The organism is Paracoccus sp. N5 (assembly GCF_000371965.1).
Taxonomy (GTDB): Bacteria; Pseudomonadota; Alphaproteobacteria; order Rhodobacterales; family Rhodobacteraceae; genus Paracoccus.
Window position 1 is genome coordinate 2,455,046 of record NZ_AQUO01000001.1, and the last position, 26,735, is coordinate 2,481,780.

Consider the following 26,735-nt stretch of genomic DNA (forward strand, 5'->3'; position numbering starts at 1 on the left):
CCTGGCGCTGCGGTCAGCCGCGCAGGCGGGGGTGGCGCGGCTCGGCCTCGGGCACGCCCTCCTGCGACAGCAGGATCGCCACCGGCCGCAGCCAGGGGATCTGCGCGCAGACGATCATCACCGCCACCATGATCGGCACCGCAAGGAAGGTGCCCGAAATGCCCCAGACCGCGCCCCAGAACGCCAGCGACAGGATGATCCCGAACGAGGACAGCCGCAGCGTCTGGCCCAGAAGCATCGGGTCGAAGACATTGCCGATGATGAAATGCACCGCCGTGGTGATGCTGCCGATCACCAGCGTCGTGGTCGGATCGCCGGTCTGGGCCAGCACGATGGCGACGGTGATGACCGTGGCGATGATCGAGCCCAGCGTCGGGATGAAATTCAGGATGAAGGTCAGCATGGCGACCGCGCCCGCCAGCTCCAGCCCGAAAAAGCGGAACGTGAGCCAGATCAGCGCCGCCGTGACCGCGCTGATCGCGGCCTTGACCACCAGATAGCGGTTCACCCGCCGCATGATCTTGTACACCGTCGCCAGCACCTGCCGGGCGCGGTCGGGATCGCCGGTCAGCCGCTCGATCTTGATCGGGAACCAGATCCGCTCGCTGAACATGAAGCCGACGAAGGTCAGGATCAGCACCGAGGCCGAGACCAGGTTCGAGGCCTGCCCGGCGGCCGAGCGCATCCAGCCCGCGAAATCGACGCTGCCAAGGAAGGTGTTGATCGCCTCCTGCACGTTCGGGCCCCAGCGCTGGCTCAGCCGCTCCAGCGCGGCCTGGGCGCGGTCGGCATAGTTCAGCGCGGTGGACAGCACCTCGTTGACCTGCGCCACCACCGTGGTCGCGGTCCAGAGCAGCCCGATGGCGATGGCGATCAGCGCCAGCGTGGTCGCCAGCCAGTTCGGCACCTTCAGCCGGGCAAAGGCGGAAATCGCGTCCGAGGTCAGCGAAAAGAGGATGATCGCGAAGACCAGGCAGATCAGGATGAACCGCGCCTGCACCAGCAGCGCCAGCACCAGGCCAAAGGCGATGACGCCCAGAAAGCCGGTCTGCAACCGTTCCGCCAGTTGCGAGTCGCTTGGCCTCAATCCCGTCCCCGTTGCTGAGGACCGGGGCAGGGCGCCCCGGTTTTGCCTATGCCTCTTCGGCCTCGTCATCCTCGCCATTCTCGGCGATGCGGGCAACAGAAACCACGGTTTCATCGGTGCCCGTATTGAAGACGCGCACGCCGCCGGCAGAGCGCGAGCGGAAGCTGATGCCTTCGACCGGCACCCGGATCGACTGCCCGGTCGAGGTCGCCAGCATGATCTGGTCGTCGCGTTCGACCGGGAAGCTGGCGACCAGCGGGCCGCCGCGCATCGCCTTGTCCATGGCGGTCACGCCCTGGCCGCCGCGGCCGCGTAGCGGATAGTCGAAGCTGGAGCTGATCTTGCCCGCGCCCTTGGCGGTGATGGTCAGGATCAGGTCCTCGGCCGCCGACATCTCGGCATAGCGTTCCTGGGTGATGTTGCCCTCGGCCACGGCATCCTCGTCCTCGTCGGCCTCGGCGCCGTCGTCCAGCGCGCCCTCGACGGCGCGGCGCATCTTCAGATAGGCGGCGCGCTCGGCCGGATCGGCCTCGAAATGCCGGATGACGGACATGCTGACCACGCGGTCGCCCTTGTTGACCAGCCGGATGCCGCGTACGCCGGTGGAATCGCGGCCCTTGAAGACGCGCACATCGGTGGTCTGGAAGCGGATTGCCCGGCCCGAGGCGGTGACCAGCATCACGTCGTCATTCTCGGTCGCCAGCCGGACGCCGATCAGCTCGACGCCTTCGGGCAGCTTCATGGCGATCTTGCCGTTGCGCATGATATTGGTGAAATCCGACAGCGCGTTGCGGCGGATGTCGCCGTCCGAGGTGGCAAAGACCACCTGGTAATCGTCCCAATCCGCCTCGGGCGCGTCCATCGGCAAGAGCGCGGCGATGGAAACCCCGGCCTGGATCGGCAGGATGTTGACGATCGCCTTGCCCTTCGAGGTGCGGCCCGCCAGCGGCAGGCGCCAGGTCTTCAGCCGATAGACCATGCCGTCGGTGGTGAAGAACAGCAATTCGGTATGGGTATTGGCGACGAACAGCGTGGTGACCAGGTCGTCCTCCTTGGTCGCCATGCTGGACAGGCCCTTGCCGCCGCGACGCTGGCTGCGGAATTCGGCCAGGGCGGTGCGCTTGATATAGCCGCCCGAGGTGATGGTGACGACCATGTCCTCGCGCTCGATCAGGTCCTCGTCGTCCATGTCGCCAGCCCAGTCGACGATCTCGGTCCGGCGCGGCACGGCGAAAAGCCCCTTCACCTCGGCCAGCTCGCCCGAGATGATGGCCATGATCCGCTCGCGCGAGGCCAGGATGGCGAGATAGTCGCGAATGGAATCGGCCAGCGATTTCAGCTCGTCGGTGACTTCCTGCACGCCCAGCTGGGTCAGGCGCTGCAGGCGCAGCTCCAGGATGGCGCGGGCCTGGGTCTCGGAGAGGTTGTAGGTGCCGTCCTCGTTCACCGGATGCAGCGGATCGTCGATCAGCCGCAGGTATTCGACGATCTCATGCGCCGGCCAGCGCCGCTCCATCAGCCGCGCCCGCGCCTCGGCGGCATCGGCCGAGCTGCGGATCGTCGCCACCACCTCATCGACGTTCGAGACCGCGACGGCCAGACCGCAGAGCACATGCGCGCGCTCGCGCGCCTTGCGCAGCTCGTAAGCGGTGCGGCGGGCGACCACCTCCTCACGGAAGCTGATGAAATGGGTCAGGAAGTCGCGCAGGGTCAGCTGCTCGGGCCGGCCGCCGTTCAGCGCCAGCATGTTGCAGCCAAAGCTGGTCTGCATGGGCGTAAAGCGGAACAGCTGGTTCAGCACCACCTCGGCGGTGGCGTCGCGCTTCAGCTCGACCACCACGCGCACGCCGATGCGGTCGGATTCGTCCTGCACATGGGCGATGCCCTCGATGCGCTTTTCCTTGGCCAGTTCGGCGATCTTCTCGATCAGCGTGGCCTTGTTGACCTGATAGGGGATCTCGTCCAGCACGATCAGCTGGCGGCCGTTGCGGCCTTCCTCGATCCGGGTCTTGGCGCGCATGACGACGCTGCCGCGGCCCTCCAGATAGGCCTTGCGGATGCCCGAGCGGCCCAGGATCACGCCGCCGGTCGGGAAGTCCGGTCCGGGGATGATCTCCATCAGCCGCTCGGTCGGCAGGTCCGGGTTCTCGATCAGTGCCAGCGTGGCGTCCACGACCTCGCCCAGGTTGTGCGGCGGGATGTTCGTGGCCATGCCGACGGCGATGCCGCCGGCGCCGTTGACCAGCATGTTCGGGAAACGTGCCGGCAGGACGGTCGGCTCGCGGTCCTTGCCGTCGTAATTGTCCTGGAAATCGACGGTGTCCTTGTCGATGTCCATCATCAGATAGGCGGCGGGCTTGTCCATCCGCACCTCGGTATAGCGCATGGCCGCCGGGCTGTCGCCGTCCATGGAGCCGAAGTTGCCCTGGCCGTCCAAGAGCGGCAGCGACATCGAGAAGGGCTGCGCCATCCGCACCAGCGCGTCATAGATCGAGGCGTCGCCATGCGGGTGATACTTCCCCATGGTGTCGCCGACCGGACGGGCCGACTTGCGATAGGGCTTGTCATGGGTGTTGCCGGTCTCGTGCATGGCGAAAAGCACGCGCCGGTGCACCGGCTTCAGCCCGTCGCGCAGGTCCGGGATCGCCCGGCTGACGATGACCGACATGGCATAGTCCAGATAGGACGAGCGCATCTCGCGCGAGATGTCGATCACCGGCCCGTCGTGATGCATCACCGCGCGTTCGGCCGTGCCGTTCTCGGGGGAATCGTCGTCGTTTTCGGGGGTATCAGCCACGGGGTTCGCCTCAACATCTTGTTGGGTGACGGTCTATCCCATACCAGCAGCCGGTGCAATCTTTAGCGGCCCTCAGGCGGTGCCGGGAACGCGGTTGCGGCCCCGGACCGAGGCCAGCCACAGCCCCGAGAGCGCCGCCGAGCAGATCGCGTTCCAGCCCGCCATCGAGATGCCGAACAGGCTCCAGGCCACCTGGTCGCAGCGCACCAGCGGCGCCGCCTCGATGGCGGCCATCAGGTCCTGCGTCGACAGCTGCGCCAGGCCCGAAACCCCGCCCGCGCAATGCTGCGGCCCGGCCCAGAGTTTCAGCTCCACCCCGGCGTGATAGATCGCGAAGCCGGTGGCGCAAAGTGCCGCCAGCAGACCCAGGACCGCGAGCCAGCGCCGCCAGCCCAGAAACCAGATCGACCCGCCGATGATCGCGGCGGCAAGATGCGGCCAGCGTTGCAGGATGCAAAGCTCGCAGGGCGCATAGCCCATAGCCTGGAAGGTCAGCGCCGCCGCCAGCAGCGCGGCCGATCCGGCGCCGGCCAGGGCGGCCAGCGATTTGCTTGGAAATCCGTTCATGAGCCTTGGGTTAGGCCGGCGGCGCGCGCTCGGCAAGTGCCAAATGCGTGAGCGTCAATGCGGCTTCCAGCGGATCACCCGCCAGACATAGACCGCCACGACCGTGACCACGACCAGCTTCGACAGCGGGTCGATCCAGTCGGCGACCAGCGCATAATTTTCATGCAGCATCAGCCCCGCGAAGGTCAAAACCCCGGTCCAGAGCGCGCTGCCCGCCGTGGTATAGGCCAGGAACTTCCACAGCGGCATGCGCGCCAGCCCGGCCGGGACCGAGATCAGCGTGCGGATCGCCGGGATCATGCGGCCGAAGAACACCGCCATGGCGCCGTGGCGCTGGAACCAGTCATGCGCCGCCTCGATGTCGCCGGGCGACAGGGTCAGGAGCCGGCCGTGGCGGGCGGCGAAGCGCTTCAGCCGCTCCTCGCCGAACCACAGCCCGACGCAATACCACATCAGCGTGCCCAGGACCGAGCCGAGCGTGCCGACCAGGATGGTCAGCGTCAGCGACAGCTTGCCGGCGCCGGCCAGGAAACCGGCCAGCGGCATGATGACCTCGGAGGGGATGGGCGGAAAGACGTTCTCGGCCACCATCAGCGCCCAGACGCCCAGATAGCCCCAGCTGTCGATCGTCGAAACCACCCAGTCGAACATGCCCGCCCCCTTCGTTTGCGCCCCGTGCTGCGGGGCGGGGCCGGAACTGTCAAGGGGGCGGGGGCGGAACTGTCAAAGGGGCGGCGGAACTGTCGGGCCCGCGTCGGTGTTGCGCCGGGCAGGGCTTTGGATAAAGCTGGCATGACGGCGATTTGACCGGCGCGCGCCGCCGGCGGGAGGGGTGCGATGGAATGGCGGGGCAGACGCGGCAGCCGCAATGTCGAGGACCGGCGCGGCATGGGCCGGGCGGGCGCGGGGGGCGTCGGCATCGTCGGCATGCTGGCGATCCTGGCGGTGGGCTATTTCTTCGGCATCGACATCTCGCCCATCGTCGGCGGGCTCGAGCAGGGCAGCCCGTCCGGCGAGCCGCGCGAGCTGACCGCCGAGGAGAAGGAATCGGGCCAGTTCGTCAGCGTGGTGCTGGCCGATACCGAGGAGGTCTGGGCCCGCGTCCTGCCCGAACAGGCCGGCGAGCAATATGCCGACCCGGGGCTGGTGATGTTCTCGGGCATCGACAGCTCGGCCTGCGGCACGGCGCAATCGGCCATGGGGCCGTTCTATTGCCCGAATGACCGCAAGATCTATCTCGACACCGATTTCTTCCGCACCATGAGCCAGAAGATGGGCGCGGGCGGCGACTTCGCCTATGCCTATGTCATCGCGCATGAGGTCGGCCACCATGTCCAGAACCAGCTCGGCATCCTGAGCCAGACCATGCAGGCCCGCCAGCAGTCGAACCAGGCCACGGCGAACCGGATCTCGGTCCTGACCGAATTGCAGGCGGATTGCTTCGCCGGGGTCTGGGCCAGCCACGCCAGCCAGCAGTTCAACAGCATCGACGAGGGCGACATCGACGAGGCGATCAATGCCGCCGCCGCCGTGGGCGATGACACGCTGATGGAAAAGGCCGGCCGCGCGCCGATGCCCGATGCCTTTACCCATGGCTCGGCCGCGCAGCGGCAGGACTGGTTCAAGCGCGGCTTCAGCTCGGGCCAGATGGGGCAATGCGACACGTTCAAGGCGGCCGGGATCTAGGCCGGCGGGCCCGCGCGCATGGCGCCGTTGCCGGGGTATTTGGGAAACGGTGAAAGGCGCGGCCATGCCGCGGGCGGCGCGGTCGCGGGGGTATTTCCGGAGCAAAGAAGCCGGGTGCTCAGGGCCGGATGCGGGGCATGCCGCGCGGCCGGTCCAGGGTGGCCCAGTCGGGCCAGAGGCCGAAATGTTCCAGGCCCAGCAGCACCAAGCCCAGCGCGACGATGGCCAGCACCAGCTTGACCATGCGCGCGCTGGGCGGGTTGCGCGCCCAGCGCGATGCCCGGATCAGCCAGAGGAGGTTGTTCATGCGCCCCTTCCTTTGCTAGGGATCGCCGAAACGGAAAACCGCCCGGGACCACGTCTTGCCTCAGCACAGCGACAGCCGCATCCTGCCCTATACCGCCGACCAGATGTATGCGCTGGTGGCCGATATCGAAAGATACCCCGAGTTCCTGCCCTGGAATTCCGCCGCCCGCATCCGTGCCCGCCGCCCGGGCGAGGGCGGCAGCGAGGTGATCGAGGCCGATCTGGTCATCAGCTTCAAGGTGTTCCGCGAGCGTTTCGGCAGCCGCGTGACGCTGTGGCCGGCCGGCAGGCGCATCGATACCGAATATCTGGACGGGCCGTTCAGATATCTGCGCAGCGGCTGGAGTTTCGCCGACCTGCCGGAAGGCGGCTGCAAGGTCGAATTCTTCGTCGATTTCGAATTCCGCAACGCCATTCTCGGCAAGGTCATCGGCGTGGTCTTCGGCGAGGCGATGAGCCGCATCGTCCGCGCCTTCGAGGACCGCGCCCGCGCGCTTTACGGCGCCTGACGCGCCCGTTCCCAGATCGCGTATTCCGGCGCCAGGGCGGCGCGCAGCCGCGCCTCGGTCTCGACATCGAGATCGGTCGCGGCTTCGGGCGAGACATTGACGCGGGGCAGGGTGATCGCCCGGCCCAGGCGCGCGGCCAGGAAATCCACCAGCGCCGGCATCGCCTCGTAGCGGAAGATGTGGTCGACGGCGATGCGGTCGTCGTTGTCGATCAGGAAGTCCGATTGCCGGCCCAGCCTGGCATGGCTGGGACGCTCGCCGGGTTGCAGGTAATCCCCGACGAAGCGGGAAAAGGACAGGTGCGCGGTGCTGTTCGGCTGGCCGATCAGCGCGTCGCGGGCGCGAAAGCGATACCAGCTGCCCAGCCAGTCCAGCGGCTCGCGGATCACCGCCACGGTTTCGAAACGCGGCGCGCCCAGCGGATGCAGCAGCGGGCGGATCTTGTTGATATATTGCCGCAGGTTCAGGTGCTTGATCTCGGCCCGGCCGCGAAAGGCGATCTCGGCGCGCTCGGACAGCGCCTGTTCCAGCGCCGTGGTGCCGGTCTTGGGCACCGACAGGAGCACGATCCGGGGCTTGACGAAGATCAGCATGGACAACTCACGGTCGAAAGCATCCGTGCGGATTAGCGGCCGTGACGGGGGCTGGCAAGCGGGTTGCGGGCGGGCCGGCAGATCCCGGCCCACCCGCCCTGGTTCAGATGACGCCGAAGGCGCGCATCGGCTCGGCCACGCGGATGAAGCCGGCGATATTGGCGCCGATCACATAGTCGCCGGGCGCGCCGAATTCCTCGGCCGTCTCGTAGCAGCTGTCGTGGATGTCGCGCATGATGGTGGCGAGCCGCGCCTCGGTCTGCTCGAAGCTCCAGCGGTCGCGCGAGGCGTTCTGCTGCATCTCCAGCGCCGAAGTGGCGACGCCGCCGGCATTCGCCGCCTTGCCGGGGCCGAACTTGACGCCGGCCTGCTGGAAGGTGCGGATCGCCTCGGGCGTCGAGGGCATGTTGGCGCCTTCGCCGACCGCCTGCACGCCGTTCTTGACCAGTTTCGCGGCGTCCTTGCCGGTCAGCTCGTTCTGCGTGGCCGAGGGCATGGCGACCTGGCAGGGCACGTCCCAGATCGAGCCCTCGCCGGACTTGACGAAATAGCCCTGGCCCTTCAGCCGGACGTATTCGCCGATGCGGCCGCGGCGGACCTCCTTGATCTCCTTGATCAGGTCGAGGTCGAGGCCGTTCTCGTCGACGATATAGCCCGAGCTGTCCGAGCAGGCGACGACCTTGCCGCCATAGGACTGCACCTTCTCGATGGTGTAGATCGCCACGTTGCCCGAGCCCGAGACGACGGTGGTCTTGCCGTCGAAATCCTCGCCGCCGGTCTGCAGCATGGCGCGGGTGAAATAGGTGTTGCCATAGCCGGTGGCCTCGGTCCGGGCCAGCGAGCCGCCATAGAACAGGCCCTTGCCGGTCAGCACGCCCGCCTCGTAGCGGTTGGTCAGGCGCTTGTATTGCCCGAACATATAGCCGATCTCGCGCCCGCCGACGCCGATGTCGCCCGCCGGCACGTCGGTATATTCGCCGAGGTGGCGGTAGAGCTCGGTCATGAAGCTCTGGCAGAAGCGCATCACCTCGCCATCCGAGCGGCCCTTGGGATCGAAGTCCGAGCCGCCCTTGCCGCCGCCGATGGGCAGGCCGGTCAGCGCGTTCTTGAAGATCTGCTCGAAGCCCAGGAACTTGATGATGCCGACATTGACCGAAGGATGGAAGCGCAGCCCGCCCTTGTAGGGCCCCATGGCCGAGGAGAACTGCACCCGGAAGCCGCGGTTGATCTGCACCTGGCCCTTGTCGTCGGTCCACGGCACGCGGAAGATGATCTGCCGCTCGGGCTCGCACAGGCGCTCGATCAGCGCGTCTTCCAGGTAGTCGGGGCGCTTGGCCACGACGCGGCCCAGGCTTTCCAGCACCTCGCGCACCGCCTGGTGGAACTCGGGCTCGCCGGCGTTGCGGCGGACGACCTGTTCATAGATGGGCGCAAGTTTGTCATCGATCTGCGGCATGGCGCGCAATCCTTCCCTCAAGAGACGGAATCGCGCATAGCCCAAGGTTTCAGCAATTTGAATGGGCAAGTGACAGTTTTCGGGCAATCCGCCGAATTTTCTGCCGGATTGCCGGGCAGGTGACGGGCCGCCCGGCCGCGACGGAGCCTTCACGGGATCCTTTGCCTGCCGGCGCTATTCCCAGCAGACATAGACCGCCCCGCCGACCGCGACGACCGAGACGGCCGCGGCGGTAACGGTCGCGGGCGCGGTCAGGCCGGCCAGGACCGAGGTGCTGATCGTGCCCAGCGTGCCGGCAAAATAGCCGGACGAGCCGGTCACAAGAGGTTAAAAGGGGGCATTTCACCGATTTTCGACGCGCACGAGAACACGGCCGATGAAGCATCCCGCTTCACCGGCCGTCGATCTGCTCTTTTGTCTGTCCGGCTTCAGCGCCGGCCGGCTTCCAGCGCGTCCTCGAAGGTGCGCAGCCCGGTGACGGGGGCCTGCACCAGCACCGCCATATTGCCGGGCTTGTGCTCGTTGCGCAGCATCTTGACATGCGCCGCCGGGATTTCCGCCCAAGGGAAGACCTCGGACATGCAGGGGTCGATGCGGCGTTCCAGCATCAGCTTGTTCGCGGCCGAAGCCTGCTTCAGATGCGCGAAATGCGAGCCCTGCAGGCGCTTCTGGTGCATCCACATATAGCGCACGTCGAAGGTGCAGTTGAATCCGCTGGTGCCGGCGCAGATCACCACCATGCCGCCCTTCTTGCAGACCAGGGTCGAGACCGGGAAGGTCGCCTCGCCCGGGTGCTCGAAGACGATGTCGACATTGTTGCCCTTGCCGGTGATGTCCCAGATCGCCTTGCCGAACTTGCGCGCCTCGGCGAACCACTCCTTGTATTCGGGGGTGTTCACCGTGGGCAGCTGGCCCCAGCACTTGAAGTCCTTGCGGTTGATGACGCCCTTGGCGCCCAGCGACATGACGAATTCGCGCTTGTCCTCGTCCGAGATCACGCCGATGGCATTGGCGCCGGCCGCATTGATGAGCTGGATCGCAAAGCTGCCGAGTCCGCCCGAGGCGCCCCAGACCAGCACGTTCATGCCCGGCTTCAGCTCATGCGGCTCGTGCCCGAAGAGCATGCGATAGGCGGTGGCCAGCGTCAGCGTGTAGCAGGCCGATTCCTCCCAGGTCAGGTGCTGCGGGCGGCGCATCAGCTGCTGGGCCTGGACGCGGGTGAACTGGGCGAACGACCCGTCCGGCGTCTCATAGCCCCAGATGCGCTGGCTGGGCGAATACATCGGGTCGCCGCCGTTGCATTCCTCGTCGTTGCCGTCGTCCTGGTTGCAATGGATGACGACCTCGTCGCCGACCTTCCAGTTCTTGACCTTGTCGCCCACCGCCCAGACGATGCCCGAGGCGTCGGAACCCGCGATGTGATAGGGCGCGCCATGGCCGTCGAAGGGGCTGATCGGCACGCCGAGCCCGGCCCAGATGCCGTTGTAGTTCACGCCCGCCGCCATCACCAGGACCAGCACCTCGTTGCTGTCGATCGGCGGCGTCTCGACCACCTCGACCTGCATGGCCTTGTCGGGCTCGCCATGCCGTTCGCGCCGGATCGCCCAGGCATACATCTGCTTGGGGACGTAGCCCAGGGGCGGCATCTCGCCGATCTCGTAGAGGTCCTTTTCCGGCGCATCATAGGGCGCGATCGGGGTCGGTTGGTCCAGGGCCATCTTGCTTTCCTCTTGCTGCGCGTTCCTCGTGCCGCGGCGCAGAATCGACGCGGGGTGCAGGGCCTGTTTTACGAATGGCCGCGCAATATTGCAACATCGCAGATGCGGAATTTGTAATATTCTGTCGTTTTCGCCAAGGTCACGCCGCGATGCGGCAGCAAAACCCGGCGCTTGCCGCTCAGGCCGCCAGATGCCGCGCCAGGAAATCCGCCAGCGGCCGCAGCGCCGCGTCCCGGCCGAAGGCGGCGGTGCCATGGCCTTCATGCGCCAGCAGGGCGAAATCGATCTCGGCCTGCGGGTCGGCGGCCTGCCAGGCCCGGCGCAGCCGCTCGGCCTGGCCGGCCGAGACGATGCTGTCCCCTGCGCCGTGACGGATCATCAGCGGCGGCAGGCGCAGACCGGGCGGCATGGCGCCCAGCCGGCCGACCGGCGACAGCGCGGTGGCCTCGGCCCGTCGCTCGCCGACCGGATAGCCGACCAGCAGCGATTCGACGCTGCGGGGCGAATCGGCGGGCGCGCGCCGCACCTTGCGGCCCAGGCGGGCCATGTCGGCATCCATGCTGCCGAAATCCATCGGGCCATAGAAATCCACCACCGCGCGCGGCGCCCGCCCGGCCTCGGCCAGCGTCAGCGCCGCCGAGACCGCCAAGAACGCCCCGGCGCTGCGCCCGCCCAGCGCCATCCGGTCCGGGATCAGCCCCAGTTCCGAAGCGCGCCGGCGCAGGAAATCCAGCGCCGCCAGCACGTCCTGTTCCTGCGCCGGCCACAGCGCCTGGTTCGACAGGCGATAATTCATCCGCACCACGGCGATGCCCCGCGCCAGCACCTGCGCCGGGACCGGCAGGCTGCGCTTGTCGCCGGCCAGGAAACCGCCGCCGTGCAGGTCCAGAAGCCAGGGAAACGGCCCGCCGCCTTCGGGCAGATGCACGTCCAGCCGGTTGCGCGGCGAGGCTTGGGAATAGGCCAGATCGACCAGCCCCGGCCGGGCCAGCGCCTGCCCTGCCACCAGCCCGGCCAGCAGCGCCAGCGCTGCCCGGCGCGTCATCGGCATCCGTCTTGCCCCTCGTTCATCTGCATGGCCGACACCTTAGGGGCCAGACGCATCGATCGTCAAAGCCGGAACATGACGCTTGCCCCGATGAGGGCCTTGCCGTGGATCGAACCGTTCGAACAAGCCGGGAAATGGGCACCGAATGCCCGGAATGGGCCCTGATCGCCCGCCGATTCATCACCGGCGCAGTTGCCGCGCAGCATGGATCTCTCTGCAATGCGGCGAATTGACGGCGCAGGATTGTTACGCTATCGCTTGTCGCGTCGTAATAATCTTGCGAGGAAATCCCGTGGCCGAGAAAGACAAACCCTGGCTCTTCCGCACCTATGCGGGCCACTCGACCGCCGAGAAATCGAACGCGCTCTATCGCTCGAACCTCGCCAAGGGCCAGACCGGGCTCTCGGTAGCCTTCGACCTGCCGACCCAGACCGGCTACGACAGCGACCATGTCCTGGCGCGGGGCGAGGTCGGCAAGGTCGGCGTGCCGGTCTGCCATCTGGGCGACATGCGGGCGCTGTTCGACCAGATCCCGCTCGAGCAGATGAACACCTCGATGACGATCAACGCGACGGCGCCCTGGCTTCTGTCGCTCTATATCGCGGTGGCCGAGGAGCAGGGCGCGGATGTGGCGAAGCTGCAAGGCACGGTGCAGAACGACATCATCAAGGAATACCTGTCGCGCGGCACCTATATCTGCCCGCCGAAACCCTCGCTGAAGATGATCACCGACGTCGCGGCCTATACGGCACGGAACCTGCCGAAATGGAACCCGATGAACGTCTGTTCCTATCACCTGCAAGAGGCCGGCGCGACGCCGGAACAGGAGCTGGCCTATGCGCTGGCGACCGGCATCGCGGTGCTCGACGACCTCCGGGGCAAGGTCGAGGCCCAGGATTTCCCGGCCATGGTCGGGCGCATCAGCTTTTTCGTGAACGCCGGCATCCGCTTCGTGACCGAACTGTGCAAGATGCGCGCCTTCACCGAGCTCTGGGACGAGATCTGCCGCGACCGCTACGGCATCGAGGACGAGAAATACCGCCGCTTCCGCTATGGCGTGCAGGTGAACTCGCTGGGCCTGACCGAGCAGCAGCCGGAAAACAACGTCTATCGCATTCTCCTGGAGATGCTGGCCGTCACGCTGTCGAAGAACGCCCGCGCCCGCGCCGTGCAGCTGCCGGCCTGGAACGAGGCGCTGGGCCTGCCGCGGCCCTGGGACCAGCAATGGTCGCTGCGGATGCAGCAGATCGTCGCCTATGAGACCGACCTGCTGGAATATGGCGACCTGTTCGACGGCAACCCGGCCATCGCCGCCAAGGTCGAGGAGCTGAAGGCCGGCGCGCGGTCCGAGCTTGCGACGCTGGACGAGATGGGCGGCGCCATCGCCGCCATCGAATACATGAAGTCGCGGCTGGTCGAATCGAACGCCGCGCGGCTGAACCGCATCGAGGCGAACGAGACCGTGGTCGTGGGCGTCAACCGCTGGCAGCAGGGCGAGCCCTCGCCGCTGACGGCGGGCGACGGCGGCATCATGGTCGTCGATCCGGCGGTCGAGCAGGACCAGATTGCCCGGCTGGACGCCTGGCGGCAGGCACGCGACGAAGCGGCCGTCGAGGCCGCTCTCGTCGCGCTGCGCGATGCCGCGCAGAGGGGCCAGAACGTGATGCCGTTTTCCATCGCCGCCGCCAGGGCCGGTGCCACCACCGGCGAATGGGCCCAGGTCATGCGCGAGGTCCACGGCGAATACCGCGGGCCCACGGGCGTGTCGCAATCGCCCTCGAACCGCACCGAGGGGCTGGAACCGATCCGCGAGGCGGTGGATGCGGTCAGCCAGCGCCTGGGCCGCCGGCTGAAATTCCTGGTCGGCAAGCCCGGCCTCGACGGCCATTCGAACGGCGCCGAGCAGATCGCCTTCCGCGCCCGCGACTGCGGCATGGACATCACCTATGAGGGCATCCGCCTGACGCCCGAGCAGATCGTCGCCCGCGCGGCCGAGGAGGACGCCCATATCGTCGGCCTCTCGATCCTGTCGGGCAGCCACCTGCCGCTGATCGAGGATCTGCTGGCACGCATGCGCGCGGCGGGGCTGGTGCATGTGCCGGTGGTCGTCGGCGGCATCATCCCCGATGACGACGCGGCGCGGCTGCGGCGGATGGGCGTGGCCCGCGTCTATACGCCCAAGGATTTCGAGCTCAACCGCATCATGATGGACATCGTGGCCCTGGTCGAGCCCGAGGAGGCCGCCGCCTGAGCCGGTTGCACGCTCGCATGGGTATTTGAGGAACGAAGAAGACGGGGCGCCGCGCCTCTGTCTTCTCTGTTTCATAAATACCCACGTCGCGACAGCGCCGCTTGGGCCGGCGTGCCGGGATCAGGCCCGGCCCAGCATGTAGAATTCGTCGTTCGGGCGAATGTCGCCGGCATTGACCAGCCGGTTCGACATGCCGAAGAAGGCGGCGATGGCGCCGATGTCCCAGATCTCGTCCTGGTCGAAGCCGGCCTCGCGCAGCGCGGCATGGTCGCCCGCCTCGATGTCCTGCGCCCGCAGCGCCACCTTCTCGGCATAGGCCAGCATGGCGCGTTCGCGGGCCGAGAGATCGGCCTTGCGCCAGTTCACCGCCACCTGGTCGGCGATCAGCGCGTTCTTCGCCCGGATGCGCAGGATCGCGCCATGCGCCACCACGCAATACTGGCACTGGTTCAGCCCCGAGGTCGCGACCACGATCAGTTCACGCTCGGCCTTGCTGAGACCGGTCTCGCGCTCCATCAGCGCGTCGTGATAGGCGAAGAAGGCGCGGAATTCCTCCGGCCGATGCGCCAGCGCCAGGAAGACGTTCGGCACGAAGCCGGATTTCTCGGCCACCTTGCGGATGCGGGCGGCGATGTCCTCGGGCATCTCGTCAAGCGAGGGCACCGGGAAGCGGCTGATCGGATGGGTCATGGCTGTCTCCTCTGCCGGCCAAGCTTTGGCCATTGCCGCGCCGGGGTCAATCCGGGGGCTGCGGTTGACTTGGCGCGGATTTCGGCCTATTCAGCCCGCAATTCCCGGAAGGTCTGGCCTTCCGGTCCCCGCTTGCCGGGGATCGCCCCCCGTCAGCGCGTCGCGCCCACGGGGGCGTCACTGTTTATTCGCGCCCCTTGCGGGCAACGGCAACCATTGGAGGGCCGCCGATGTTTGAAAACCTGTCCGACCGCCTTGGCGGCGTCTTCGACCGGCTGACCAAGCAGGGCGCCCTGACCGAGGATGACGTCACCGCCGCCATGCGCGAGGTGCGCGTCGCGCTGCTGGAGGCCGACGTCTCGCTGCCCGTCGCGCGCAGCTTCGTGAAATCCGTCACCGCCAAGGCCACCGGCAGCGCCGTCACCAAGTCGATCACCCCCGGCCAGCAGGTGGTGAAGATCGTCCATGACGAGCTCATCAAGGTCCTGCAGGGCGAAGGCCAGCCCGACGCGCTGCGCATCGACAACCCGCCGGCGCCGATCCTGATGGTCGGGTTGCAGGGCTCGGGCAAGACCACCACCACGGCGAAACTCGCCAAACGGTTGAAGGACCGCGAGAAGAAGCGCGTGCTAATGGCCTCGCTGGATACCAACCGCCCGGCCGCCATGGAGCAGCTGGCGATCCTGGGCCAGCAGATCGGCGTCGACACCCTGCCCATCGTGCCGGGCGAGAATGCCGTGCAGATCGCGAAACGCGCCCGGCAGCAGGCCAGTTTCGGCGGCTATGACGTCTATATGCTCGACACCGCCGGCCGGCTGCATATCGACGAAGTGCTGATGGACGAGGTGCAGGCGGTCCGCGACGTGGCGAACCCGCGCGAGACGCTGCTGGTCGTCGACGGCCTGACCGGGCAGGACGCGGTGAACGTCGCGGCCGAATTCGACGGCAAGGTCGGCATCTCGGGCGTGGTGCTGACCCGGATGGACGGCGACGGCCGCGGTGGTGCTGCGCTGTCGATGCGCGCCGTGACCGGCAAGCCGATCCGCTTCGTCGGCCTGGGCGAAAAGATGGACGCGCTGGAGGCCTTCGACGCCAGCCGCGTCGCCGGCCGCATCCTCGGCATGGGCGACATCGTCGCCCTGGTCGAAAAGGCGCAGGAAGTGCTGGAGGTCGAGCAGGCCGAGCGCATGATGAAGCGCTTCCAGAAGGGTCTGTTCAACATGAACGACCTGAAGAGCCAGCTCGAGCAGATGATGAAGATGGGGGGCATGCAGTCCATCATGGGCATGATGCCCGGCATGGGCAAGATGGCCAAGCAGGCCGAGGCCGCCGGCTTCGACGACAAGGCGATCAAGCGCCAGATCGCGCTGATCAACTCGATGACGAAAAAGGAACGCGCCAACCCGGACCTGCTGCAGGCCAGCCGCAAGAAGCGCATCGCCGCCGGTGCCGGGATGGAGGTGTCCGAGCTGAACAAGCTGCTGAAGATGCAGAAGCAGATGGCCGACACGATGAAGAAGCTCGGCAAGATGGGCAAGGGCGGCATGCTGAAACAGGCCATGCGCGCCATGACCGGCAAGGGCGGCGGGCTGCCCGACATGGGTGATGTCGATCCGGCCAAGATGGCCGAGGCGACGAAGATGTTGCAGGATCCCAAGGGGCTGGGCGGCGATCTTGGCAAGCTGAACCTGCCCGGCGGGCTTTCCGGGCTGTTCGGGAAGAAGTGATGGCAACCGCGCGCGCCAAGGCTTTCGCCGCAAGGCCGGGGAGGGCGGTGTCGTCCCGTTCCGCTCGGGCCTGGCGCCTGGCGGCCGCCTGGCCGGGGTATTTGAAAAACAGAGAAAGCCGGGCCTGGCCTCGGTGCTTCTCTGTTTTTCAAATACCCCGCCACGGCCTGCAACCAGGGCCCGCCCTCGGCCGGCATGGCGCAATGAGCGACGCGCGCTGCATCCGCGGTGCACGCCCGGTGTACGGGCGGTGTACAGCCGCCCTGAACGAAATCAATGTCTTGGAGATTTCCGCGTGACCAATGACGCCGCCCGCGCCGCCGCTCTCCTGAAAGAGCATCGCGCCAGCATCGACCGTCTGGACGCGATCCTAGTCTATACGCTGGCCGAACGCTTCAAGCACACCCAGAACGTCGGCCGCCTCAAGGCCGAACACGACCTTCCTCCGTCCGATCCCGCCCGCGAGGCGAGCCAGATCGAGCGGCTGGAACGCCTCGCGCGCGAGGCCGATCTCGACCCGGAATTCGCGCGCAAATTCCTGAACTTCGTGATCGCCGAAGTGATCCGGCATCACGAGACCTTCCAATCCTGACGCCGGGCTCGCCCGCGTCAACCCCGCCATTTCAAAGGAGAAAACCAATGGCAATGAAGATCCGTCTGGCCCGTGGTGGCTCGAAGAAACGTCCGCACTACGCCATCGTCGCGACCGATTCGCGCATGCCGCGTGACGGCCGCTTCATCGAGAAGCTGGGCACCTACAACCCGCTGCTGGCCAAGGACTCGGAAGACCGCGTCAAGCTGGACCTCGAGCGCGTGCAATACTGGCTCGCCCAGGGCGCCCAGCCGACCGACCGCGTGGCGCGTTTCCTGGAAGCCACTGGCGCGAAAGAGAAAACCGAGCGCAAGAACCTGAAGAAAGGCGAGCCGGGCAAGGCCGCGAAAGAGCGTGCCGAGAAGCGCGCCGCCCGCGAAGCCGCCGCCTCGGAAGCCGCTTCGGAATAATCCCATGGCCGAGCGGATCTGTGTCGGCGCGATCGCGGGCGCCTTCGGCGTCCGGGGCGAGGTAAGGCTCAAGAGCTTTACCTCGCAACCCGATGATATCGCTGCATATGGTCCGCTCTGGTCCGAGGACGGCAGGCGCAGCTTTTCCATCCGGCTGACCCGGCCGGTGACCGGCGGCCTGGGCGCCCGGCTCTCGGGCGTCGAGACGCGCGAGGATGCCGAGGCGCTGAAGGGCGTGACGCTCTGGGCCGACCGCGAGCGTCTGCCCTCGCTGCCCGACGACGAATTCTATCATACGGATCTGATTGGCCTTTCCGTCTATGACGCCGGCGGCGTGCTGATCGGCAAGGTCCGTGCCATCTATGACCACGGCGCGGGCGACATCCTGGAAATCCATGGCCCCGGCCGCAAGCAGACCCTGCTTTTGCCCTTCACCCGCGCCTTCGTGCCGACGGTGGACCTGGCCGCCGGCCGCATCATCGCCGACCCGCCCGAGGAAACCGAGGAATGAGCGCGGAAGGGATGAAATCCCACGGCCGGCTCTCGATCCGCGAAAGCCGGCAACCCCGCGACCTGCTGGCCGAACCGCAGGTCCGGGGCGCTTGGACCGCGCAGGTGATCACGCTTTTCCCCGAGGCTTTTCCGGGGGTTCTGGGGCTTTCCTTGACCGGTCGGGCGCTGGCCGAAGGGCTGTGGAACCTGCGCACCACCGATCTGCGTCCCTTCGGCATCGGCAAGCACCGCAATGTCGACGACACCCCCGCCGGCGGCGGCGCCGGCATGGTGATCCGCCCCGACGTGATGGACGCCGCCCTGCGCGAGGCCGGACCCGGCCTGCCGGTGATCTATCTTTCTCCGCGCGGCAAGCCCTTCACGCAGGAACGCGCCCGGCAACTGGCGAACGGCCCCGGCATGACCCTGATCTGCGGCCGGTTCGAGGGCGTGGACCAGCGCGTGCTGGACGCCCATGATGTCGAGGAAATCAGCATCGGCGACTATGTCCTGACCGGCGGGGAACTGGCGGCTCAGGTCTTGATCGACGCGACGGTTCGGCTTATACCGCGCGTGCTGGGGAATCAGGAGTCGCTGGCCGAGGAATCCTTTTCCGATGGCCTGCTTGAGCACCCCCAGTACACGAAGCCCGCCCTTTGGGAAGGCCGCGCGATACCCGAGGTTCTGCTTTCGGGAAATCACGCGGCTATTGCCACATGGCGACGCGACATGGCCGAAAGGCTGACCAAGGAACGCCGCCCCGACCTGTGGCGGGCATATGGGGAAACCCGCATGGACCCGGCAAAGGACCGACAGCTCTCGGGCGCATCAGACCAATCGCGGGATCACCGCGAGCATCAAGAGGAACCAAAGCGATGAACCTGATCGCCCAGTTGGAAGCCGAGCAGATCGCCTCGCTCGGCAAGGAAATCCCGGACTTCAAGGCCGGCGACACCGTCCGCGTCGGCTATAAAGTGACCGAAGGCACCCGCACCCGCGTGCAGATGTACGAAGGCGTCGTGATCTCGCGCAAGGGCGGCGGCATCGGTGCCTCGTTCACCGTGCGCAAGATCTCGTTCGGCGAGGGTGTCGAGCGCGTCTTCCCGCTGTATTCGACCAATATCGACTCGATCACCGTCGTGCGCCGTGGCCGCGTCCGCCGCGCCAAGCTGTACTACCTGCGTGACCGTCGCGGCAAATCCGCCCGTATCGCCGAAGTCAGCAACTACAAGCCCAAAGCCGACGCCAAGGCCTGAGGAGACGCGCCATGAAAGCCGAAATTCACCCCGACTACCACTTCATCACCGTGAAGATGACCGACGGCACCACCTATCAACTGCGTTCGACCTGGGGCAAGGAAGGCGACACCATGTCGCTGGACATCGATCCCAGCGTGCACCCGGCCTGGACCGGCGGTTCGGCCAAGCTGATGGACACCGGCGGCCGCGTGTCGAAGTTCAAGAACAAATACGCCGGCCTGGGCTTCTGAGCTCAACCCGCGCACCGACGGAAAACGCCGCCCCGAGGGGCGGCGTTTTTTCATTGCCGAGGACGGTGGGCGGGTCCCGGCGCCATGCGGCCCGGATCGCGGGCCGGCGGCGGATCAGTAGCCGAGCCCCAGGATAGGCATCCAGCTGGGCGCGCGCGGCGGCCGGTTCAGCGGCTGGCCGGTCATCGGGCCATGGCCGGTGTCGATCATGACGCGGCCGTCACGATATTCCCGCAGCACCGGGCCCTGCACGCTGCGATAGGCCGAAAGCGCGATGGTGGCATAGCTGCGGATCGGGGTCGGGAAAACGGCGCGGATCATTGCAGGGCTCCCTTCTGGTCAAGGCGATGAATGGCAGTGTCCCAAAGCGAGGGGTCGCGGTCGCGCATCAGGTCGCGCGCGGCCTCGAACGGCTCGCAGGTGATCAGCCGCAACGGAATGTCCGAGATCCGATGCGGCCTGCCCGTGCGGCGGTCGATCAGGCTGACCGCATAGCGGGGCAGGGCGGCGGCAGAGGCCGGCAGATGGTTCAGCATGGGCATCCTGGTCTCCTTTCCCCTGGCTGACCTGCCGGGACATCCCGGCCCTTATATAACGACATAGATAGTCGTCTTTTGCAAGATAAAACTCGACCAAGCTTGTCGTGATGAAAGAATGAAGCCGGAACAAATGCTTGCGCCACCGACCGCAGCGGCATCGGCTGCGGGAAAAACGCCACGTTGCCGGTGATTCGGGCCTGCGCGGCGCTTTTCATCGGCTTGGGCGCGGCCTATGGTCCCCGGCGGAACTGGCGCAGGCCCGGGGGGATTCGTGGCGCATATCATCGTGGTCGGGAACGAAAAGGGCGGTTCGGGCAAGTCTACGACCTCGATGCATGTCGCGACCGCGCTGGCGCGGATGGGTCACCGGGTCGGCGCGCTGGACCTGGACGTGCGCCAGCGCAGCTTTGGCCGCTATCTGGAAAACCGCGCCCATTTCACCCGGCGCGAGGGGCTGGACCTGCCGACCCCGATCCTGGGCCACTTGCCGGTCGAGACCGGGCCGGACAGCGATCCGCTGTCGCAGGCGGTGGCCGAACTGGACCGCGACTGCGATTTCATCCTGCTGGACTGCCCCGGCTCGCATACCCGGCTGAGCCAGATGGCGCATACGCTGGCCGATACGCTGATCACGCCGATGAACGACAGTTTCGTCGATTTCGACTTGCTGGCGCGGCTCTCGCCCGAGGGCAAGATCCTGGGCCCCTCGATCTATGCCGAGATGGTCTGGTCGGCGCGGCAATTGCGCGGAGAGGCCGGGGCGGGCCCGATCGACTGGCTGGTGCTGCGGAACCGCCTGGGCACCCAGGCCATGCACAACAAGCGCAAGGTCGGCGGTGCGCTGGCCACGCTGTCGAAGCGCATCGGCTTCCGCGTCGCCCCCGGCTTTTCCGAGCGGGTGATCTTTCGCGAACTGTTCCCGCGCGGGCTGACGCTGCTGGACCTCAAGGACATCGGGACCGAGCAGCTGAGCATGTCCAACATCGCCGCCCGCCAGGAATTGCGCGAGCTGATCGGCGAATTGAAGCTACCCGGCGTCACGATCTCGTTCTGATTCCCGGCCGCCATTGTTGCCACCCCGGGGCGCGGCTATGCTCTGCGCCGGATTTCCTCGAGGAGGGGACGATGACGGCTGTTCGCCGCAGCATTTGCGCAGCCTTGCTGGGCCTGGCGCTGGCGTTTCCCGCGCTGCCGGCCGTGGCGCAGACGGCGGGCGCCGCCGCGCAGCCCGAGCCGCCGGCCGAGGCGCCGCTGGTGACGCTGGCCAAGGCCGAGCGCGCCCCGGTGCAGGCACGGGTGCCGGTCTCGGGCTCGCTGGTGGCGCGGCAGGCGGTGCAGGTCCATGCCAATGTCGCGGGCTACGAGATCACCCAGCTTGCGGCCGAGGTCGGCGACAGCGTCAAGGCCGGCGCGCTGCTGGCGCAGCTTTCCGACGAGACGCTGGAGGCGCAGCTGGCGCAGGCCGAGGCGGAATATCAGCGCGCCGAGGCCGGCATCCGCCAGGCCGAAAGCCAGATCGCCAGCGCCGAGGCGACGGCGACCGAGGCGGCATCGGCCTTGGAGCGCACGCGCAGCCTGCGCCGCAGCGGCGACGCCAGCCAGGCGGTGCTGGACCAGGCGGTCGCAACCGAGGCCTCGGCCCGGGCGGCGGCGGCCTCGGCCTCGGACGGGCTGGGGGTGGCGCGGGCGGCCCTGGCGCAGGCCGATGCCGCGCGCCGGATCGCCCGGCTGAACCTGGGCCATGCCCGCATCACCGCGCCGGTCGATGGCGTGGTGGTGGCGCGCACGGCCGAGCTGGGCGCGATCTCGGGCACCGGGGGCGAGGCGCTTTTCACCATCATCGCGGCGGGCGAGATCGAGCTGGCCGCCGATGTGATCGAGACCGCGCTGGCGCAGCTGACGCCGGGCGATGCCGCCGAGTTGCAGGTCGCGGGCCTGGGCCCGGTCGCCGGGCGGCTGCGGCTGGTGCCGGCCTCGGTCGATCCGGTCACGCGGCTCGGGGTGGCGCGGGTGGCGCTGGAGCCGGATCCGCGGCTGCGGCTGGGGCTGTTTGCCAGCGGCTGGATCGTCACCGACCGGCGCGAGGCGCTGACCGTGCCGCTGTCGGCGATCCTGGCCGATGAGCGGGGCGAGCGGGTGCAGGTGGTCAAGGACGGCGTGATCGAGACCCGGCCGGTCAAGGCCGGGCTGATCTGGCAGGACCGGCGCGAAATCGTCGAGGGCTTGCGCGAAGGCGAGCAGGTGGTGGCCAGGGCCGGCGCCTTCTTCCGCAGCGGCGACCGCGTCAGGGCGGCGCCATGAACTTCTCGGCCTGGTCCATCCGGCAGCCGGTGCCGGCCATCGCGGTCTTCCTGGTGCTGGTCATGATGGGGCTCTACAGCTTCAGCCGGCTGGCGGTCACGGCGATGCCGAACATCGACCTGCCCCTGGTCAGCGTCGTGGTCAGCCAGCCCGGCGCGGCGCCGAGCGAGCTGACCCGGCAGGTGGTGCAGCCCATCGAGGATTCCATCGCCTCGATCACCGGGGTGCGGCACATCACCTCGACGGCGCTGGACGGCTCGGCGCGGATCTATGTCGAGTTCGAGCTGGAGACCGACACCGACCGCGCGGTGAACGACGTCAAGGATGCCGTGGCCAATGTGCGCGCCGACCTGCCCGAATCCATCGTCGAGCCGCTGATCCACCGCATCGACGTTTCCGGCATGGCGATCCTGACTTATGCCGTCAGCGACCCCGGCAAGTCCATCGAGCAGCTGTCGGATTTCGTCGACGACGTGGTGGCGCGCGATCTGTCCACGGTGCCGGGCGTGGCCTCGATCACCCGCATCGGCGGCGCCGACCGCCAGATCAACGTCGATCTGGACCCGGCCCGCATCCAGGCCTTCGGCCTGACGGCGGCCGAGATCTCGGACCAGCTGCGGGCCAAGAACATCGACCTGGGCGGCGGGCGCGGCGACCTGGCGGGGACCGAGTTCTCGATCCGCGCCCTGGGATCGGCCGGCGACGTGGCGCGGCTGGCCGAGACGCCGATCCTGATCGGCGGCGGCGCGACGGGCGGGCGCACGGTGCGGCTGGACCAGCTGGGCCGCGTCAGCGACGGCGCCAGCGAGGAGCGCACCTTTGCCCTGCTCGACGGCGAGCCGGTGGTGGCCTTCGGCGTGTTCCGCGCCTCGGGCGAATCCGACCTGGTGGCCGGGGACGGCGCCAAGGCCCGCATCGCCGAGATCGCCGCCCGCCATCCCGGCACCCGCATCCGGCTGATCGACGACGCGACCAGCCACACCTCGAACAGCTATCATTCGACCATGGACACGCTCTATGAAGGCGCGGCGCTGGCGGTGGTGGTGGTGTTCCTGTTCCTGCGGAACTGGCGCGCGACGCTGATCGCCGCCGTGGCGCTGCCGCTGTCGATCATCCCGACCTTCTTTGTCATGCACATGCTGGGCTTTACCCTGAACGGGGTCAGCCTGCTGGCGATCACGCTGGTCACCGGCATCCTGGTCGACGACGCCATCGTCGAGATCGAGAACATCGTGCGCCATATCAACATGGGCGTGCCCGCCTATGACGCCAGCATGGAGGCCGCGAACGAGATCGGCCTGACCGTGATCGCCATCAGCTTCTCCATCGTCGCGGTCTTTGCCCCGGTCAGCTTCATGGGCGGGATTCCGGGGCAGTATTTCAAGCAGTTCGGGCTGACGGTCGCGGTCTCGGTGCTGTTCTCGCTGCTGGTGGCACGGCTGATCACGCCGATGCTCGCGGCCTATTTCCTGCGCGACACCACGCATCTGCCCGAGGAGAAGGACGGGCCGGTGCTGCGCGGGCTGATGGCCGTGCTGGGCTGGACCTTGCGCCACCGCGGGCTGACGCTGCTGATGGGCATGGGGGTCTTTGCCTTCTCGATCTTTTCCGCGACCCTGCTTCCGACCGAGTTCATCCCGGCGCAGGACGTGGGCCGCAGCCAGGTCAGCATCGAGCTGCCGCCCGGCGCCACCCCGCGCGAGACCGAAGCCGCCGCCAGCATGATCTCGCAGCGCATCGGCGCGGTGACCGAGGTGCGCTCGGTCTTCGTCAATGGCGGCGAGGATGACGTCGCCAAGGCCAAGTTGATGGTGAACTATGGCCCCAAGGACGAGCGCGAGCGGTCGAGCTTTGCCATCGAGGACGAGCTGAAAGAGGATCTGGCGACCATCCCCGACCTGCGCATCGACTTCCAGAACGAAGAGGGCAATGCCGACCTGTCGATTTCGGTCCTGGGCGATACCGAGGAGGCGGCGGCCGAGGCGGCCGAGCGGTTGCTGGCGGCGATGAAGACGCTGCCGGCGCTGGAGGGGGTGCGGTCATCCGCCAGCCTGGAGCGGCCCGAGATCCAGATCCATCCGCGCCCCGAGGTCGCGGCGCAGCTGGGCGTGACCGCCAGTGCGCTGGCGACGACGCTGCGGGTGGCGACGCTGGGCGACACGGAATCGAACCTCGCCAAGTTCAACGCCGGCGACAAGCAGATCCCGATCATGGTGCGGCTGGACGAGGCGGCGCGGCGCGACCTGATGACGGTCAGGAACCTGCGCGTGCCAAGCTCGGCCGGGCAATTGCCGCTGGAGGCGGTGGCGGATGTGACGCTTTCGGCCGGCGCGACCGAGATCGGGCGCTACGACCGGCGCTATCAGACCACCGTCTCGGGCAACCTGGCCGAGGGCGCCCTGCTGGGTCCGGTCAGCGCCCAGGTCACGGGTTTGCAGCAGGGGATCGAGCTGCCGGCGGGGACCGAGATCAAGCCCTCGGGCGATGCCGAGATCATGGCCGAGGTGTTCCAGGCCTTCTCGGTCGCGATGATCTCGGGCGTGGTGCTGACCTATGTCGTGCTGGTTTTGCTGTTCCACAATTTCATCACCCCGGTCTCGATCCTGATGTCGCTGCCCCTGGCCATCGGCGGGGCGATCCTGGCGCTGTTCCTGACCGGCAATTCGATCAGCATGTCGGTGGTGATCGGCTTCCTGATGCTGATGGGGATCGTGACCAAGAACGCGATCATGCTGGTCGAATTCGCGGTCAGCGCCATCGAGCGCGGCGTCGAGAAGCGCGCGGCGATCCTGGATGCGGTGCACAAGCGGGCGCGGCCCATCGTGATGACGACCATCGCCATGACCGCGGGCATGGTGCCCTCGGCGCTGGGGACGGGCGAGGGCGCCGAGTTCAGCGCGCCGATGGCGATTTCGGTGATCGGCGGGCTGCTGCTCTCGACGCTGCTGTCGCTCTTGTTCGTGCCCTCGCTGTTTTCGGTGGTGCATGGCGGGCAGGTGCGGATCGGGCGCTGGCTGGTGCGGCGGATCGGGCTGAACGCGCGTCCCGCGAGCGAGTGAGGTCGCTGCCGGGGCGCTGCCCCGGACCCCGGGATATTTGCACAAAAGAGAAAGGGGGCCCTTGCGGCCCCCTTGGTGTTTCATGGCGGATGTGGATCAGGCCAGCATGCCCATCGGGTTTTCCAGGTGCTTGACGATGGCGTCGAGCAGCTGGGCACCCAGCGCGCCGTCGATGACGCGGTGGTCGACCGAGAGCGTCATCGACATGACATTGCGGATCACCACCTCGCCGTTTTCGACGACCGGGGTCTGGATGCCGGCGCCGACGGCGAGGATCGCGCCATGCGGCGGGTTGATCACCGCGTCGAAATTCTCGATGCCGAACATGCCGAGGTTCGAGATCGCGAAGCTGCCGCCCTGGTATTCGTGGGGCGCGAGCTTCTTGGTCTTGGCGCGGGTGGCGAGGTCCTTCATCTCGGTCGAAAGCGCGGACAGCGTCTTTTGCTGCGCGTCCTTCAGCACCGGGGTGAAGAGCCCGCCTTCGATGGCGACCGCGACGGCCACGTCCGAGGGTTTCAGCTTCAGGATGCGGTCGCCGGCCCAGACGGCATTCGCATCCGGCACCTCTTGCAGTGCCAGCGCGCAGGCCTTGATGATGAAGTCGTTGACCGACAGCTTCACGCCGCGCGATTCCAGCTGCTTGTTCAGCATGGAGCGGAACGTCATCAGCTCGTCCAGCTTGGCCGATTTGCGCAGGTAGAAATGCGGGATGGTCTGCTTGGCCTCGGTGAGGCGGGCGGCGATGGTGCGGCGCATGCCGTCCAGCGCCACCTCGGTCGTCTCGCGGTCGGCATAGATCTTGAGGATGGCTTCCGCCGAGGGACCGGCCGGAGCGGCCGCTGCCGGGGCAGGGGCGGCGGCTTTCGGGGCCTCGGCGGTGGTGGGCTTGGCTGCGCCGGGCTTGGCGCCTTCGACATCCGCCTTGACGATGCGGCCATGTGGGCCGGAGCCGGTCACGCCGGCAAGGTCGATGCCCTTCTCGGCGGCGATGCGGCGGGCCAGCGGCGAGGCGAAGACCCGGCCGCCATCCGCCGCCTTCGGTGCCGCCGGGGCAGGGGCCGCCGGGGTCGGCGCGGGGGCGGCCTCGGGTTTCGCGGGAGCGGCAGCCTCGGCCTTGGGCGCCGCCTCGGCTTTCGCTGCCGGGGCGGAGCCGATGTCGGAGGCGCTTTCGCCCTCTTCCAGCAGGACGGCGATGGGCGTGTTCACCTTCACCCCCGCCGTGCCCTCGGCGACCAGGATCTTGCCCACCGTGCCCTCGTCCACGGCCTCGAACTCCATCGTCGCCTTGTCGGTCTCGATCTCGGCCAGGATGTCGCCGGATTTGACCTCGTCGCCTTCCTTCACCAGCCATTTGGCCAGCGTGCCCTCCTCCATGGTCGGAGAAAGCGCGGGCATCAGGATTTCTGTCGGCATCTCGC

At 67.6% G+C, this 26,735-nt stretch carries 28 protein-coding genes; 13 read left to right on the plus strand and 15 right to left on the minus strand.

Annotated elements, in window-relative coordinates; all coding sequences use genetic code 11:
* Positions 1–13: 13 nt before the first annotated feature.
* From PARN5_RS0112465 to PARN5_RS0112480, 4 genes are all read right to left on the minus strand, one after another.
* Positions 14–1,087, minus strand: coding sequence for an AI-2E family transporter (locus tag PARN5_RS0112465; RefSeq protein ID WP_085999845.1), 1,074 nt, complete (start codon positions 1,085–1,087; stop codon positions 14–16).
* A gap of 46 nt (positions 1,088–1,133) precedes the next feature.
* Positions 1,134–3,821, minus strand: a complete 2,688-nt coding sequence (gene gyrA, locus PARN5_RS0112470; protein ID WP_036744902.1) for a DNA gyrase subunit A — start codon at positions 3,819–3,821, stop codon at positions 1,134–1,136.
* Between the two features lie 135 nt (positions 3,822–3,956).
* Positions 3,957–4,451: a disulfide bond formation protein B gene (locus PARN5_RS0112475; protein WP_018000105.1), complete on the minus strand. Its 495-nt coding sequence runs from the start codon at positions 4,449–4,451 to the stop codon at positions 3,957–3,959.
* Between the two features lie 54 nt (positions 4,452–4,505).
* On the minus strand, positions 4,506–5,102 hold the full coding sequence (locus PARN5_RS0112480; protein ID WP_018000106.1) for a DedA family protein: 597 nt from the start codon (positions 5,100–5,102) through the stop codon (positions 4,506–4,508).
* A gap of 186 nt (positions 5,103–5,288) precedes the next feature.
* Between PARN5_RS0112480 and PARN5_RS0112485 the strand changes: the two genes are divergently transcribed.
* Entirely contained in the window at positions 5,289–6,137 is an 849-nt protein-coding gene (locus PARN5_RS0112485; protein WP_018000107.1) for a neutral zinc metallopeptidase, read from the plus strand.
* A gap of 118 nt (positions 6,138–6,255) precedes the next feature.
* Here PARN5_RS0112485 and PARN5_RS0112490 read toward each other — a convergent pair whose 3' ends face one another.
* Positions 6,256–6,444, minus strand: a complete 189-nt coding sequence (locus tag PARN5_RS0112490; RefSeq protein ID WP_018000108.1) for a hypothetical protein — start codon at positions 6,442–6,444, stop codon at positions 6,256–6,258.
* A gap of 55 nt (positions 6,445–6,499) precedes the next feature.
* On the opposite strand from PARN5_RS0112490, the gene PARN5_RS0112495 reads away from it, so the two are divergent.
* Complete coding sequence (locus PARN5_RS0112495; RefSeq protein ID WP_018000109.1) at positions 6,500–6,952, plus strand: type II toxin-antitoxin system RatA family toxin; 453 nt, start codon at positions 6,500–6,502, stop codon at positions 6,950–6,952.
* Here PARN5_RS0112495 and PARN5_RS0112500 read toward each other — a convergent pair.
* The 6 genes from PARN5_RS0112500 to PARN5_RS24230 all read right to left on the minus strand — a co-directional run bounded on the left by PARN5_RS0112500 (position 6,940) and on the right by PARN5_RS24230 (position 11,973).
* Positions 6,940–7,545, minus strand: a complete 606-nt coding sequence (locus PARN5_RS0112500; RefSeq protein WP_018000110.1) for a hypothetical protein — start codon at positions 7,543–7,545, stop codon at positions 6,940–6,942. The genes PARN5_RS0112495 and PARN5_RS0112500 overlap by 13 nt on opposite strands.
* Positions 7,546–7,648: 103 nt before the next feature.
* Complete coding sequence (gene gdhA / locus PARN5_RS0112505) at positions 7,649–9,001, minus strand: NADP-specific glutamate dehydrogenase (RefSeq protein ID WP_018000111.1); 1,353 nt, start codon at positions 8,999–9,001, stop codon at positions 7,649–7,651.
* 174 nt (positions 9,002–9,175) lie between these two features.
* Entirely contained in the window at positions 9,176–9,322 is a 147-nt protein-coding gene (locus tag PARN5_RS24225) for a hypothetical protein (protein WP_018000112.1), read from the minus strand.
* A gap of 107 nt (positions 9,323–9,429) precedes the next feature.
* Positions 9,430–10,719, minus strand: coding sequence for a crotonyl-CoA carboxylase/reductase (ccrA, locus tag PARN5_RS0112515; protein ID WP_018000113.1), 1,290 nt, complete (start codon positions 10,717–10,719; stop codon positions 9,430–9,432).
* 178 nt (positions 10,720–10,897) lie between these two features.
* Complete coding sequence (locus PARN5_RS22885; RefSeq protein ID WP_157403984.1) at positions 10,898–11,764, minus strand: alpha/beta hydrolase; 867 nt, start codon at positions 11,762–11,764, stop codon at positions 10,898–10,900.
* A gap of 65 nt (positions 11,765–11,829) precedes the next feature.
* Complete coding sequence (locus PARN5_RS24230) at positions 11,830–11,973, minus strand: hypothetical protein (protein ID WP_018000114.1); 144 nt, start codon at positions 11,971–11,973, stop codon at positions 11,830–11,832.
* Positions 11,974–12,059: 86 nt separating this feature from the next.
* Between PARN5_RS24230 and PARN5_RS0112525 the strand changes: the two genes are divergently transcribed.
* Positions 12,060–14,018, plus strand: coding sequence for a protein meaA (locus PARN5_RS0112525; RefSeq protein ID WP_018000115.1), 1,959 nt, complete (start codon positions 12,060–12,062; stop codon positions 14,016–14,018).
* Between the two features lie 120 nt (positions 14,019–14,138).
* Here PARN5_RS0112525 and PARN5_RS0112530 read toward each other — a convergent pair whose 3' ends face one another.
* Positions 14,139–14,708: a peroxidase-related enzyme gene (locus PARN5_RS0112530; RefSeq protein WP_018000116.1), complete on the minus strand. Its 570-nt coding sequence runs from the start codon at positions 14,706–14,708 to the stop codon at positions 14,139–14,141.
* 230 nt (positions 14,709–14,938) lie between these two features.
* On the opposite strand from PARN5_RS0112530, the gene ffh reads away from it, so the two are divergent.
* The 7 genes from ffh to rpmE all read left to right on the plus strand — a co-directional run bounded on the left by ffh (position 14,939) and on the right by rpmE (position 19,418).
* Positions 14,939–16,435: a signal recognition particle protein gene (gene ffh / locus PARN5_RS0112535; RefSeq protein WP_018000117.1), complete on the plus strand. Its 1,497-nt coding sequence runs from the start codon at positions 14,939–14,941 to the stop codon at positions 16,433–16,435.
* Between the two features lie 295 nt (positions 16,436–16,730).
* Complete coding sequence (locus PARN5_RS0112540; RefSeq protein ID WP_018000118.1) at positions 16,731–17,027, plus strand: chorismate mutase; 297 nt, start codon at positions 16,731–16,733, stop codon at positions 17,025–17,027.
* A gap of 47 nt (positions 17,028–17,074) precedes the next feature.
* Positions 17,075–17,437: a 30S ribosomal protein S16 gene (gene rpsP, locus PARN5_RS0112545; protein ID WP_026155390.1), complete on the plus strand. Its 363-nt coding sequence runs from the start codon at positions 17,075–17,077 to the stop codon at positions 17,435–17,437.
* 4 nt (positions 17,438–17,441) lie between these two features.
* The gene (gene rimM, locus PARN5_RS0112550) at positions 17,442–17,948 is read left to right on the plus strand and encodes a ribosome maturation factor RimM (protein WP_018000120.1); all 507 of its coding nucleotides are present in this window, start codon (positions 17,442–17,444) and stop codon (positions 17,946–17,948) included.
* Entirely contained in the window at positions 17,945–18,808 is an 864-nt protein-coding gene (trmD, locus tag PARN5_RS0112555) for a tRNA (guanosine(37)-N1)-methyltransferase TrmD (RefSeq protein WP_026155391.1), read from the plus strand. Before rimM ends, trmD begins: the two co-directional genes overlap by 4 nt.
* Positions 18,805–19,185, plus strand: coding sequence for a 50S ribosomal protein L19 (rplS, locus tag PARN5_RS0112560; protein WP_018000122.1), 381 nt, complete (start codon positions 18,805–18,807; stop codon positions 19,183–19,185). The genes trmD and rplS overlap by 4 nt, the downstream gene beginning before the upstream one ends.
* A gap of 11 nt (positions 19,186–19,196) precedes the next feature.
* Positions 19,197–19,418 (plus strand): 50S ribosomal protein L31, encoded by a 222-nt coding sequence (gene rpmE / locus PARN5_RS0112565; protein ID WP_018000123.1) that lies wholly within the window; start codon positions 19,197–19,199, stop codon positions 19,416–19,418.
* A 114-nt stretch (positions 19,419–19,532) separates the two neighbouring features.
* Here the strand turns inward: rpmE and PARN5_RS0112570 are convergent, their stop codons facing one another.
* Together PARN5_RS0112570 and PARN5_RS0112575 are read right to left on the minus strand one after the other, a co-directional pair.
* Positions 19,533–19,739 (minus strand): hypothetical protein, encoded by a 207-nt coding sequence (locus PARN5_RS0112570; RefSeq protein WP_018000124.1) that lies wholly within the window; start codon positions 19,737–19,739, stop codon positions 19,533–19,535.
* Entirely contained in the window at positions 19,736–19,960 is a 225-nt protein-coding gene (locus tag PARN5_RS0112575; protein ID WP_018000125.1) for a hypothetical protein, read from the minus strand. The genes PARN5_RS0112570 and PARN5_RS0112575 overlap by 4 nt, the downstream gene beginning before the upstream one ends.
* Positions 19,961–20,228: 268 nt before the next feature.
* Between PARN5_RS0112575 and PARN5_RS0112580 the strand changes: the two genes are divergently transcribed.
* The 3 genes from PARN5_RS0112580 (at position 20,229) to PARN5_RS0112590 (ending at position 25,317) form a co-directional block, all read left to right on the plus strand.
* Positions 20,229–21,011 carry a division plane positioning ATPase MipZ gene (locus tag PARN5_RS0112580; RefSeq protein WP_018000126.1) on the plus strand — a complete coding sequence of 261 codons (783 nt, stop codon included), beginning with the start codon at positions 20,229–20,231 and terminating at the stop codon, positions 21,009–21,011.
* A 71-nt stretch (positions 21,012–21,082) separates the two neighbouring features.
* Positions 21,083–22,258: an efflux RND transporter periplasmic adaptor subunit gene (locus PARN5_RS0112585; RefSeq protein WP_026155392.1), complete on the plus strand. Its 1,176-nt coding sequence runs from the start codon at positions 21,083–21,085 to the stop codon at positions 22,256–22,258.
* Positions 22,255–25,317, plus strand: a complete 3,063-nt coding sequence (locus tag PARN5_RS0112590) for an efflux RND transporter permease subunit (RefSeq protein ID WP_018000128.1) — start codon at positions 22,255–22,257, stop codon at positions 25,315–25,317. The genes PARN5_RS0112585 and PARN5_RS0112590 overlap by 4 nt, the downstream gene beginning before the upstream one ends.
* Positions 25,318–25,413: 96 nt before the next feature.
* Here the strand turns inward: PARN5_RS0112590 and PARN5_RS0112595 are convergent, their stop codons facing one another.
* The gene (locus PARN5_RS0112595) at positions 25,414–26,730 is read right to left on the minus strand and encodes a pyruvate dehydrogenase complex dihydrolipoamide acetyltransferase (protein ID WP_018000129.1); all 1,317 of its coding nucleotides are present in this window, start codon (positions 26,728–26,730) and stop codon (positions 25,414–25,416) included.
* Between the last annotated feature and the right edge of the window lie 5 nt (positions 26,731–26,735).